This window comes from Collimonas pratensis (assembly GCF_001584185.1).
Lineage (GTDB): Bacteria > Pseudomonadota > Gammaproteobacteria > Burkholderiales > Burkholderiaceae_D > Collimonas > Collimonas pratensis.
The window spans coordinates 2,173,881-2,185,647 of sequence record NZ_CP013234.1; the positions used below are offsets into that span (position 1 = coordinate 2,173,881).

The following is an 11,767-nucleotide window of genomic DNA, read 5'->3' on the forward strand; positions in this document are numbered from 1 at the left end:
CTCTAATTACATACGATAGTCGAACGACAGCATGGCGGTACGGCCGGTGCCTGGCACGGAACGGCCGCCATCTGACTGGATCAACGCATCGTAATACATCTTGTTGGTCAGGTTGAACAGATTCAGGCGGATATCGTATTTCGGTTGCGTATACGCCACCGTGGCATCCCAGCGCGTGTAGCCGCCGGCCTGCACCGTATTGGTCGGGTTGGCGAAGCGTGCCGACATGTAGCTGGCGCCGCCGCCGACTTCCCAGTGCGGCGCAACCTTGTAAGTGGTCCAGCTGGTCAGCGTATTCTTCGGCGTGTTGACCGGGATCTTGCCCAGCGTGCCGTCGAGGCCGGAAGACTGGATCACCTTGGCGTCCAGGTAGGTGTAGCCGAGCGCGACTTGCCAATCCTTGGTGATGTGGCCAATGGCGCCGGCGCGCGCGCCGTTGACTCTTACCGTGCCGTCCAGGACATAGACGCCGGTGCTGACCTGGCTGCGCGCATTTTCCTTCTTGATCTGGAAGATGGCGGCGTTGAGCGACAGCTTGTCGTTCAGCATGTCCCATTTGCCGCCCAGTTCGTAGGAACGGTTCTTTTCCGGATCAAGGTTCTGCTGGCCGGTGGTGCCGGTCAGCTGTTCCAGCGACGGATTGAACGAAGTGCCGTAGGACAGGTAGTAAGACTGCGCCGCGCTTGGCTGCCAGATGCTGCCCAGGCGCACGCTGGTGAAGTTGACGGTTTGCTGGGCCGACGGCAGGGCGGTGTTCTTGGCCGCCGCCGGTGCTGTCTGCGAGTTGAGCGAGTTGGTGATGCTGGCGATGTAACGGTCGAAGCGCAGGCCGCCGACCAGCTTGAACTGATCGGTGAGCGTCGCGGTGTCGTTGAGGTAGGCCGCGACCGTATTGGCGGAGCCGCCGGCGCGGTTGCCGGCCTGGCTGACGACATTGCTGCCGGCCGTGCTGTAGCTCGGGTTGAGCAAGGGCACGCAGTCGTTGTAGCCGGCTACCGTCGACGGCGCATTCAAGGCCACGCCGTTGCAGCTGCCGTTGCGGTAGTAACCCTGGTTGTCATAGCCGTCATGGCCGACCTCAAAACCCGCCAGCAGCTCATGCTTGACGCTGCCGGTGCTAACCTTGGCCGACAGTTCAGTCTGGTTGAAAATCGAATAGTCGCGGATATCGCGGTCATGGCTCTGGCCGCGCACATACAGGCTGCTCAAAGGCAGCGAACTGACCGCTGAAGTCGGCAGCGGCGTGAAACCGGCGGCGGACACCGTGCCGATGGTGTTTGGCGCGGTTTCTACCGCATTGGTGTGTACATAGTTGAACTGCGTCTGGTTGCGCAGCACGATGTCAGGAGTAATCTTGTGGCGGATAGTGCTGTTGAGCGACACCACGTCCTGGTTGGTATGGTCGCTGTTGAGGCCGTAGGCGGTATCGCGGCCGACCGGCGCCGGATGGCCGTTGAGCGGCGGCAGGCCGTAATCGGGCATGTCATGGTTGTGCTGAATCAGGGCCGACAAGGTGATTTCGGTCGGCGTGCCGATGCCGAATACATACGAGCCTGCCAGGCCGAAATCCTGCACGTCGGTCTGGTCACGCGTGGTGGCTTTGCCGCTTTGCGCCATCGCCGACAAGCGGAATGCCGAAGTGTCCGACAAAGGATGGTTGTAATCCGCGGTGGTGCGCACCAGGCCGTTGGTGGTAGCCGATGCCGATACTTCGGCCGAGGCATGCAGGTTGGCTTTCTTGGTCACCTGGTTGATCACGCCGCCGGTGGAGCCGCGGCCGAACAGCATCGAGGACGGGCCCATCAGCACTTCGACTTCATCGGTGGCGAAGGTGTCGCGGTAGTACTGGCCGCGGTCACGGAATCCATCCAGATAAATATCTGTGCGGGCCGAAAAGCCGTTCAGGTTGATGTTATTGCCGATCTGGCCGCCTTCCGCGCCGCCCAGCGTGATGCCGGCGACGTTGCGCAGGGCATCGGCCAGCGAACTCGCACCTTGCGATTGCATCAGCGCCTTGTTCACGACCACCACTGATTGCGGTACGTCATGCAGGTCGGCCGGCAGTTTGGTGAGGGAGGTGCCGTTGGCGTTGAAATCGCCGCGGCTGCCTTCGACCACGACTTCCTGCAGCACTGCAGGGCTGGCGTCTGTTTTAGGGCTTGCGGCTTGTTGCGCGTAGGAGGACAGGGGAGCGGCGAACACTGCGACCAGGGCAGCGGCAATCGGGTTGAGGCGGTTCATTTTTATAGTTAGCAAAAGTTAGTCTGGCCGGCTTGCGCGGCGAGCGGAATTTTTGGCTGGCTAGTACGGCGAATGATCCCGTTTGGCTGGCTGATGGCATTGCTTGTAAATGAGAGTGATGATGTAATCGATTCTTATTTAGCTTAATTGGCGGGCCAATTATAGATGAGGAGTTTTGTTGCGGCTATAGCGAGGAATTGTAAAAACGCGTAAAAAACAACATCTTGTCAGAAAGATTATTGATTTCTTGGCGACTCTCTCAAATGCGCAATTGTTGATTTTTGATCAAATATTATTTTGCCAATGAGATTTTTCCGCAACCGCCGGACTGTGATTGATGCCAGCTTAGCGTTCCTCCAGCAGAAAATTGCGCGAGGTTGGCGGCAGCTCGCCGTTGGCGGCTCCGGTTTCATCCTTCAACCTGATGCCGGAAAGCTGCCGCTGGCGTGCTTGCGTCAGCAGGTAGTGCAGCTTGAACGCCGCTTCTTCATACGACAGGCCGGCGGGCCGCACATTGGAAATGCAATTGCGGCTTTCGTCGGTCAGGCCGATGCGCGGCGCCCAGGTCAGGTACAGCCCCATGCTGTCGGGCGAACTCAGGCCCGGGCGTTCGCCGATCAGGATCACCACCAGCTTGGCGTTGAATAGCTCGCCGACTTCATCGCCCACCGCAACCCGTCCCTGGCGCACGATGGCGATCGGCGCCAGCGTCCAATTCTCCGGCGCCAGCTTGCGCATCAAGGCTTCCAGGAAAGGCTGGGCATTCTGTTCGATGGCCAGCGCCGACAGGCCGTCGGCAATCACGATGGCGAGATCGTAGCTGGCCGCCGGCTGATGGCTTTGCTGCAGTTCCTGCAGGATAGTGCGGGAAGCGGCGTCCAGCCGCCGCCCGAGGTCCGGGCGCTGCAGGTAGGTGTCGCGGTTTCCCGCCGCACTCGATAGCGTGACGCAATGCGTGCCGCCGGCAAAGGAATCGCCCAAACGGCCGCTCAGCGCCTTGGCGTCCAGCGCCAGATGTACGGCATCGCGCGCCTGCGCGTGCGCCAGCTGGAATTCCAGCTGGGCCGAGGTCGGCAGGCTGACGCCGCTGCGGCCCAAGGCAATGCGGGCCGCGGTGAATTTGCGTAACGCCTGCCAGGGATTGTTGACGACGGTGGCATCCGGTTTGCTCATGCAGGCGTCCTCAGGATAAGCGCAGCAGCGCTTGTTTGAATATCGACGGCAAGGCTGTGCCCAGCTTGACCTGTTCGCCTTCGCTGAAAATCTGCATGTGCTTCAGCCACGCTTCGAATTCAGGCGCTGGCTTCGATCCCAGCAGGCGCCGCACATACAGAGCATCGTGGAAGGAGGTGGTCTGGTAGTTGAGCATGATGTCGTCCGAGCCCGGAATCCCCATGACGAAGGTGCAGCCGGCGGTGCCCAGCAGGGTCAGCAGCACGTCCATGTCGTTCTGGTCGGCTTCGGCGTGGTTGGTGTAGCAGACATCGCAGCCCATCGGCAGACCCAGCAGCTTGGCGCAGAAATGATCCTCCAGCCCGGCGCGGATGATTTGCTTGCCGTCGTAGAGGTATTCGGGGCCGATGAAGCCGACCACCGAATTCACCAGCAGCGGCTGGAATTTGCGCGCCACGGCATAGGCGCGCGCTTCGCAGGTCTGCTGGTCGATGCCGTGGTGGGCGTTGGCCGACAGCGCGCTGCCTTGGCCGGTTTCGAAGTACATGACATTGTCGCCGACCGTGCCGCGCTGTAGCGAGAGGGCGGCGTCGCGCGCTTCCGCCAGCAACGCCAGATCGATGCCGAAGCTGAGGTTGGCGGCCTCGGTGCCGGCAATCGACTGGAACACCAGGTCCACCGGCGCGCCACGGTTGATGGCTTCTATGGTGTTGGTGACATGGGTCAGTACGCAGGACTGGGTCGGAATCTGGTAGCGCTCGATGATATCGTTCAGCATGCTGACGATCTTGATCACCTGCGGCACATTGTCGGTAGCAGGATTGATGCCGATCACCGCATCGCCGCTGCCATACAACAGGCCGTCGAGGATGCTGGCGGCGATGCCGCTGGCGTCGTCGGTCGGGTGGTTCGGCTGCAGGCGGGTCGACAGGCTGCCGGCCAGGCCGATGGTATTGCGGAAGCGGGTCACCGCCCGGCATTTTTTTGCGGCCAGGATCAGGTCCTGCACCCGCATGATCTTGGCCACGGCGGCCGCCATTTCCGGTGTGATGCCGGGCGCCACGGTAGTCAGCACGTGTTCATCGACGGCATCGCTCAGCAGCCAGTTGCGGAAGTCGCCCACCGTCAGATGCGCGATGGGGGCAAAGGCTAAGGTATCGTGATCGTCGACGATCAGGCGGCTGATTTCATCCTGTTCATAAGGAACCAGTAAATTGCTGAGGAAGATGCTGAGCGGCAGCGCAGCCAGGGTCATCTGCGCCGCCACCCGTTCCTCTGCGCTGGCGGCGGCCAGGCCAGCCAGGCAGTCGCCGGAACGTAGCGGCGTGGCCTTGGCCATCAAGTCTTTCAGGTCGCGGAAGACATAGCTCCTGGCGCCCACCATGTGACTGAACGGATGCTTGCTGCTGCTCACTGATGCGGTCCTCCATGCAGTTGTCGGATTGGCTTAAGCCACAGCGCTCTGCTCAAGTGTACGACTATTCTTGGTCAACAGGAAAACCACATAGCCGCAGGCGAGGAAAGCCGCGAACACGCCGAAGATCAGCAGGTTGTAGTAAATCATGGTGGCCATGCAGACGCAGGCGCCGGCCAGCGCAAACGCCGGGAACCATGGATACAGCGGCGCACGGAATGGCCGCAGCATGTCGGGCGCGCTGCGGCGCAGGCGGAACAGGCTGAGCATGCTGACGATGTACATGGTGATGGCGCCGAAGACCGACATGGTGACGATGTTGGCCGTCAGGGTCTGGCCACCGAGCGTGATCAGTTCATCGCTGTAGATGGCGGCGATGCCGATCGCGCCGCCGGCCAGGATGGCCCGGTGCGGCGTGTTGAAGCGCGCATGGATCTTGGCGAAATAGCCCGGCAGATAGCCGTCCCGCGCCAGCGCGAAAATCTGCCGGGAATAGCCGAGGATGATGCCGTGGAAGGAAGCGATCAGGCCGAACAGCCCCAGCCACACCAGCATGTGCAGCCAGTTGCTGTGCTCGCCGACAATCAGCTTCATGGCTTGCGGCAGCGGATCGTTGATGTTGGCCAGCTTGGTCCAGTCGCCGGCGCCGCCGGCAAACACCATGACCCCGATCGCCAGCAGCACCAGCGTGATGATGCCGGTGATATAGGCGATCGGGATGGAGCGCTGTGGATCCTTGGCTTCCTCGGCCGCCATCGCCACCCCTTCGATCGCCAGGAAAAACCAGATGGCGAACGGGATAGCGGCAAACATGCCGGGAATCGAGGCCAGGCTGAAATGGTCTTGGCCGGACCAGCCGCCCTTGACGAAATGCGCAATCGAAAAACCGGGCGAAACCACGCCCATGAACACCAGCAGCTCGAAAATCGCCAGCAGGGTGACGCACAGCTCAAACATGGCAGCGATCTGCACGCCGACGATATTCAGCGTCATGAATACCAGATAGGCGCCGACTGCGGCGGTTTTCGGGTCGAGTGCGGGAAACTGCACGTTCAGATAGGCGCCGATCGCCAGCGCAATCGCCGGCGGCGCAAATACGAATTCGATCAGGGTGGCGGCGCCGGCAATATAGCCGCCCAGCGGCCCGAAGGCTTTTTTGCTGTAGGCGAACGGACCGCCGGCATGCGGGATCGAGGTGGTCAGTTCGGTGAAGCTGAAGATGAAGGCGGTATACATGGCGGCGATGAACAGCGCCGTCACGGTAAACCCCAGCGTACCGGCCGAGGCCCAGCCATAACTCCAGCCGAAATATTCGCCCGATATCACCAGGCCGACCGCAATCCCCCATAGCTGTATGGTGCCGAGGGTCTGTTTCAGGGCCGGTGCGCCGGTTTTTGCGTTCATGACTTTTCTCCACGATGGTTTCAGCTGCACGAAAATCCAAACAAACTCTGTTGCCCGATCACAGCGCGTTGCCGCGCCACTTTGGTTCGCCGGTGAAAGAAAGCGGTGCAGCAGCGGGCGCGACGCTAGCGCGAGCCCGATCTTGAATGCTGAAAAGCAAATTGCGTGCCCTTGTGGTGCACAATGCATTGCCGCTCACTAAGAAAGCCAGCTGACAAGATGCGCACGAAACTGATTTCAAGAAAACGCGCGACGCGAAAGATTGGTAAATTAGTGGAATATGTGGGAGGGTATAGGCAAGCAGCGCAATCGATTGTGCTCTTCGCGTCCAAATTGCAGCTGCGGACGACAAGCAACAGATAACCATCTCGGGAACTCTATTCATGCAAAACAAGATAATCACGCTGGCCTTGCAGGGCGGCGGTTCACACGGCGCATTTACCTGGGGCGCCCTGGACCGTCTGCTGGAAGAGCCGCGCATCGATATCGAAGGTATCAGCGGCGCCAGCGCCGGCGCCATGAATGCAGTGGTGATGAGCTACGGCTTGGCGATTGGCGGGCGCGACGGTGCGCGCCAGGCGTTGGCGGACTTTTGGGACAGCGTCAGCACCCGCGACCTGTACAGCTTCATGCGGCCGGACGCCTTGAGCGAAGCAGGCATCGCTTCGCAGGCGACTTCCTCGGCCTTGCTCAAGCATATGTTTTCCGTGACTCGCATGTTCTCGCCATACCAGCTCAATCCCTTCGATCTGAATCCGTTGCGCGACATCCTCGGCAAGCAGGTCGATTTCGACAGGCTGCGGGCGGAAGGCAAGATCAAGCTGTTCATCGCCGCCACCCAAGTCAGCACCGGCCGCCTGCGCATCTTCCGCAATGAGGACCTGACACAAGACGCCTTACTGGCCTCGGCCTGCCTGCCATCGATGCACCACGCGGTCGAGATCGACGGCGAAGCCTATTGGGATGGCGGCCTCACTGCCAACCCGCCGATTTTTCCGTTGCTGCATCTGTGTAACTCGCCGGACGTGCTGGCGGTGCTGCTGCATCCGTTCCGGCGACCGCTGACGCCCACCAGCACCGACGAGATCGGCCAGCGCCTGAGCGAAATCAGTTTCAGCTCGACCTTTTTTACCGAATTGGGCGGGCTGGCGCTGGCCAAGCGCGAAACCCAGGCCGATCCAGAGGCGCGCGGCAAAATGCATGATCGTTTGATGGAACTGCAGATTCACGTGATCGATTCCGATGCCCTGATGAGCCAGCTGAGCGTGGCCAGCAAGCTCAACACCAAAGCTTCGTTCATCCACGCTTTGCGCGATGCCGGACGCGCGCGCGCGGAGCACTGGTTGCAGGAAGAGTTTGCCGGCGGCGAACTGAAATCCAATTTCGATCTTGGCCAATTCCTGGCATAACACCGGTCCCACCATGCAACCCATACAAGTCCCATGCCGATGAAATTATCCCGTTCCGAGTTCATTCCTTTGCGCGGCTTGCGCTATCACGTACGCCACTGGGGTCGCGCCGGCGCCCCCAAGATTTTCATGATGCATGGCTGGATGGACGTTTCCGCCTCGTTCCAGTTCGTGGTCGATTGCCTGCAGCGCGACTGGCATGTGATCGCGCCGGACTGGCGCGGTTTCGGCCTGACAGAAGGGCCGCCGGTGGACAGTTACTGGTTTCCCGATTACCTGGCCGACCTCGATGCCATCCTGCAGCACTATGCCGGCGATGAAGCGGTCAACCTGCTTGGCCACAGCATGGGCGGCTATGCGGTCGGCCTGTATGCGGGCACGCGGCCGCAGCGGATCAAGGCGTTGATCAACCTGGAAGGGTTCGGCGGCGCGCATCTGGCGGCGGACCAGGCGCCCGTGCGCTACGCCAAATGGCTGGATCAACTGATCGAATCGGCGGCCTTGCAAAGCTATCCGGATGCGGCGGCGGTGGCGGCGCGCCTGCAGAAAACCAATCCGCGCCTGAGTGATAGCCGCGCAGCCTTCCTGGCACAGCACTGGGCGCGCCAGAATGACCTGGGACGCTGGGAAATCCTGGCCGATCCGGCGCACAAGATCATCAACCCGGTCTTGCCGCGGGTCGAGGAAATGCTGGCCTGCTGGCGCAGCACGACGGCGCCGGTGCTGTGCGTCGAGGCGGCGGAAACCAATATGTGGCAATGGATGGGCGGCCAGGAAACCATGCGCGCAGAAGTCGACCGCCGCATCGCCTGCCTGCCGCATGCCAGGATGGCCTTCATTGCCGAAGCCGGCCACATGCTGCACCACGACCAGCCGCAGGCGCTGACGCAGCTGATCGAGGATTTCCTGCTGGAGCAGGGCGTGGCCTGAGGACGCTGCGGCGCGGGGGAAATGTGCGTTTGCAGCATAGGGCAGCCAAGAGGCGTACAATCTGGCTATGACGCCGCTGTTCGGCGGCTGGCGGGTCTTCCCCGGCACTTCCCCTGTAGGACTAATGATGTTGAATGCTGATCTTCATTGCCACTCCAATGTTTCCGACGGTACGCTGACGCCGATGGCGGTGGCGGCGCGCGCCAAGGAAAACGGCGTGGACCTGTGGGCGCTGACCGATCACGACGAAATCGACGGCATCGCCGAAGCACGGGCGGCAGCGGCGGCGCTCGACCTGTCGTATGTCGCCGGCGTAGAAATTTCGATTACCTGGGCCAACCAGACCATACACATCGTCGGCTTGCAAATCGACGAAACCGACCCGCAGCTGGTGCAGGGCCTGGCGACGACGCGCGGCGGCCGCGAGCGGCGCGCGCATGAAATGGCGGCGCAGCTGGCGACGGTGGGGATTCCCGATGCCTTCGAAGGCGCCTTGAAGCATGTCGGCAATCCCGACCTGATCTCGCGCACCCATTTCGCCCGCTACCTGGTGGAGATCGGCCGTTGCGCCGACACCAGCGAAGTATTCCGTAATTTCCTCACTGAAGGCCATCCCGGTTATGTGCCGCACCGCTGGGCCTCGCTGGCGCAAGCGGTGCAATGGATACACGGCGCCGGCGGCGTCGCCGTGGTGGCCCATCCGGGGCGCTACAAGCTGAGCGACCTGGCCTTCGACGCCTTCTTCAGCGAATTCAAACAGCTGGGAGGCGCCGCCATCGAAGTCATGACCGGCAGCCACACGCCGGATCAGTATGACTATTACGCCAAGCTTGCCACGCGCTATGGTTTCCTGGCGTCACGCGGTTCCGATTTCCATAGCCCGGCGGAATCGCGCATCGACCTCGGCGCCTTGCCGCCCCTGCCTGATAGCGTTACCCCGGTCTGGCATAACTGGTAACGCCTAGTGTCGTGTCATGCCTCATCTGTCGACATCTCACTTGTCCTTGGCGCGTATCGCGTCGTTGCGCCTCGTCGCCATAGCCCCGCTATGTCTCCTCGGCACGCCTAGCGCTACACGCCAAGGCCGGCGCGATATACCGACAGATGAGGCATGACACGGCACCTGGCGACCGCAAACCGGCATGGCTGCTGCGTCGCAGCATAGTTACTGCCTTTGCATGTCTATGATTCTGTACTACCCTGAAAGAGAGTCCTGCGCGGCGTGTGTGTGACGTTTCTGCGCCGGCCTGGCGTCGTCGCAGCCGTCGCTGCGGTGTAGCCGCTTGTTATCGCTTTCAGGAGGTCATCATGGAACTTCACATGCATTCGCATCACATGGAGCATCGCCTGCCGGACTGGCCGGCAGCGGCAGTCTCCGGTTTTGCCGCCGGTGCGGTCGTGATGGTGCTGGAACTGCTCTGGTCTTCTATATTCACCGACACCAGTCCCTGGGCGACATCGCACATGATTGCCGCCATCGTGATGGGACCGGATACGCTGCAATCAACCACCTTCAGCGTCGGCATCGTCGCCGTTGCGCTGGCCACCCATTACGTGCTCGGGATTGTGCTGGCGGTGATCCTGGCTGCCATCATCGCGCCTTTCCATTTTGACTCCAGCATCGGCATGGTATTGCTGACCGGCGCCGTGTTCGGCCTGGTGGTCTATCTGTTCAATTTTTACGGCATGGTCCGCTTCTTCTCGTGGTTTGCCGATATGCGCGGCTGGGCAACGCTGGCCGCCCACCTGGTATTCGGCATGTCGGCCGCGATCATCTACTGGAAGCTGGAACGGCCTTTGGGACAATAGCGGTGCGCGCTGGGTTGTCTGCTTAACCATCATTTGCCGTGAGTGGCGACGGATCAGGAGAACATTCCTGATCCGTTCGCGTACTCATATGCATAAAAATGGCAAGGGGCCTGAGCACAGAGCGTGCTCAGACTATCGTTGTAAGCATTCAGAGAGTACTTCATTGCATTTGCATCACTTCCGCGGCGCGTTCCGCAGGAAAGAGGATAGCTATGGCCATGGCAGTCGCACTCATCCTGATCGTTGTCGCTTCGGTGCTGTTTCATTTTTTCAGCCCGTGGTGGGCCACCCCGCTGGCCTCCAACTGGCGGCAAATGGACGATACGCTGACCATCACCCTGATCATCACCGGCATCTTCTTCGTCGTCATCAACCTGTTCATCGTGTACACGCTGCTGCGCTTTCGCCACCGCGAAGGGCGGCAGGCAGCCTATAAGCCGGAGAATCGCAAGCTGGAACGCTGGCTGATCATCGCCACCAGCGTCGCCATCATGGGCTTGCTGGCGCCGGGGCTGTTCGTGTATGCCGCCTACGTCACCGTGCCGGCGAACGCGCGCGATGTCGAAGTGATCGGCCAGCAGTGGCAATGGCGCTTCCGCTATCCCGGCCCCAGCGGCAAGCTTGGCCGCTCCAGCGTGGCGCTGATCAGCGCCGCCAATCCCTTCGGACTGGATCCAGCCGATCCGGCCGGCCAGGACAATATCCTGATCAACAACAACGAACTGCATCTACAGGTCGACCAGCCGGTGCGCATGCTGCTGCGCTCGCTCGATGTGCTGCACGATTTCTACGCACCGCCGTTCCGCGCCCGCATGAACATGGTGCCTGGCATGATCACTTCATTCTGGTTCACGCCGAACAAGATCGGCCGTTATGAAGTCTTGTGCGCGCAGCTGTGCGGCGTCGGCCACGCCGGCATGCGCGGCTATGTGGTGGTGGAAGACGCTGCCAGCTACCAGAAGTGGCTGAAGGCGCAGCCGACCTTTGCCCAGAGCATGGCGCCGCCGCCGGCGCCAACCGTGGCTGTCGCTGCCGGCGCCGCGGTAGCAGCGGCCGGCGATGTGCTGGCGCTGCAGGGCAAGGCGCTGTCTGAATCCAAGGCTTGCGTGGCCTGCCATACGGTAGACGGCACGCCGCGCGTCGGCCCCACCTGGAAAGGCTTGTATGGCAAAACCGAAACCATGGAAAACGGCGCTACCGCACTGGTCGACGAGGCTTATCTGAAGGCGTTCATCCGCGATCCGCAGGCGCGCGTGGTGAAAGGCTTTGCGCCGATGATGCCGAAGATCGAGATGAACGACGCTGAGCTGGCGGCCCTGGTGGCTTATATCAAATCGATAGGCGCGCCGCCGCCAGCCGCACCGAAACCGCAAGCGCAACAATAAAC

9 protein-coding genes are annotated in these 11,767 nt (G+C 61.3%); 5 read left to right on the forward strand and 4 right to left on the reverse strand.

The window, feature by feature from the left end:
• Positions 1–6 precede the first annotated feature (6 nt).
• From CPter91_RS09970 to eat, 4 genes are all read right to left on the reverse strand, one after another.
• Entirely contained in the window at positions 7–2,241 is a 2,235-nt protein-coding gene (locus tag CPter91_RS09970) for a TonB-dependent receptor (RefSeq protein ID WP_099047184.1), read from the reverse strand.
• 345 nt (positions 2,242–2,586) lie between these two features.
• Positions 2,587–3,414, reverse strand: a complete 828-nt coding sequence (gene eutC / locus CPter91_RS09975) for an ethanolamine ammonia-lyase subunit EutC (protein WP_061939782.1) — start codon at positions 3,412–3,414, stop codon at positions 2,587–2,589.
• A gap of 10 nt (positions 3,415–3,424) precedes the next feature.
• Complete coding sequence (locus CPter91_RS09980) at positions 3,425–4,798, reverse strand: ethanolamine ammonia-lyase subunit EutB (protein WP_061946068.1); 1,374 nt, start codon at positions 4,796–4,798, stop codon at positions 3,425–3,427.
• Between the two features lie 63 nt (positions 4,799–4,861).
• A complete protein-coding gene (gene eat / locus CPter91_RS09985) occupies positions 4,862–6,232 on the reverse strand; it encodes an ethanolamine permease (RefSeq protein ID WP_061939784.1) in 1,371 nt (456 codons plus the stop codon).
• A gap of 383 nt (positions 6,233–6,615) precedes the next feature.
• On the opposite strand from eat, the gene CPter91_RS09990 reads away from it, so the two are divergent.
• The 5 genes from CPter91_RS09990 (at position 6,616) to CPter91_RS10010 (ending at position 11,765) form a co-directional block, all read left to right on the forward strand.
• A complete protein-coding gene (locus tag CPter91_RS09990; RefSeq protein WP_061939786.1) occupies positions 6,616–7,641 on the forward strand; it encodes a patatin-like phospholipase family protein in 1,026 nt (341 codons plus the stop codon).
• Positions 7,642–7,674: 33 nt separating this feature from the next.
• Entirely contained in the window at positions 7,675–8,571 is an 897-nt protein-coding gene (locus tag CPter91_RS09995) for an alpha/beta fold hydrolase (RefSeq protein ID WP_061939788.1), read from the forward strand.
• 127 nt (positions 8,572–8,698) lie between these two features.
• A complete protein-coding gene (locus CPter91_RS10000) occupies positions 8,699–9,529 on the forward strand; it encodes a 3',5'-nucleoside bisphosphate phosphatase (protein WP_061946070.1) in 831 nt (276 codons plus the stop codon).
• Between the two features lie 350 nt (positions 9,530–9,879).
• On the forward strand, positions 9,880–10,380 hold the full coding sequence (locus CPter91_RS10005; RefSeq protein ID WP_061939789.1) for a hypothetical protein: 501 nt from the start codon (positions 9,880–9,882) through the stop codon (positions 10,378–10,380).
• A gap of 212 nt (positions 10,381–10,592) precedes the next feature.
• Positions 10,593–11,765: a cytochrome c oxidase subunit II gene (locus tag CPter91_RS10010; RefSeq protein ID WP_061939790.1), complete on the forward strand. Its 1,173-nt coding sequence runs from the start codon at positions 10,593–10,595 to the stop codon at positions 11,763–11,765.
• Positions 11,766–11,767 lie beyond the last annotated feature (2 nt).

Excerpts from the sequence above, each read along its gene's own strand:
- CPter91_RS09970 (WP_099047184.1), bottom strand. The coding sequence starts at position 2,241 with ATGAACCGCCTCAACCCGATTGCCGCTGCCCTGGTCGCAGTGTTCGCC.
- eutC (WP_061939782.1), bottom strand. The coding sequence starts at position 3,414 with ATGAGCAAACCGGATGCCACCGTCGTCAACAATCCCTGGCAGGCGTTA.
- CPter91_RS09980 (WP_061946068.1), bottom strand. The coding sequence starts at position 4,798 with ATGGTGGGCGCCAGGAGCTATGTCTTCCGCGACCTGAAAGACTTGATG.
- eat (WP_061939784.1), bottom strand. The coding sequence starts at position 6,232 with ATGAACGCAAAAACCGGCGCACCGGCCCTGAAACAGACCCTCGGCACC.
- CPter91_RS09990 (WP_061939786.1), top strand. The coding sequence starts at position 6,616 with ATGCAAAACAAGATAATCACGCTGGCCTTGCAGGGCGGCGGTTCACAC.
- CPter91_RS09995 (WP_061939788.1), top strand. The coding sequence starts at position 7,675 with ATGCCGATGAAATTATCCCGTTCCGAGTTCATTCCTTTGCGCGGCTTG.
- CPter91_RS10000 (WP_061946070.1), top strand. The coding sequence starts at position 8,699 with ATGTTGAATGCTGATCTTCATTGCCACTCCAATGTTTCCGACGGTACG.
- CPter91_RS10005 (WP_061939789.1), top strand. The coding sequence starts at position 9,880 with ATGGAACTTCACATGCATTCGCATCACATGGAGCATCGCCTGCCGGAC.
- CPter91_RS10010 (WP_061939790.1), top strand. The coding sequence starts at position 10,593 with ATGGCCATGGCAGTCGCACTCATCCTGATCGTTGTCGCTTCGGTGCTG.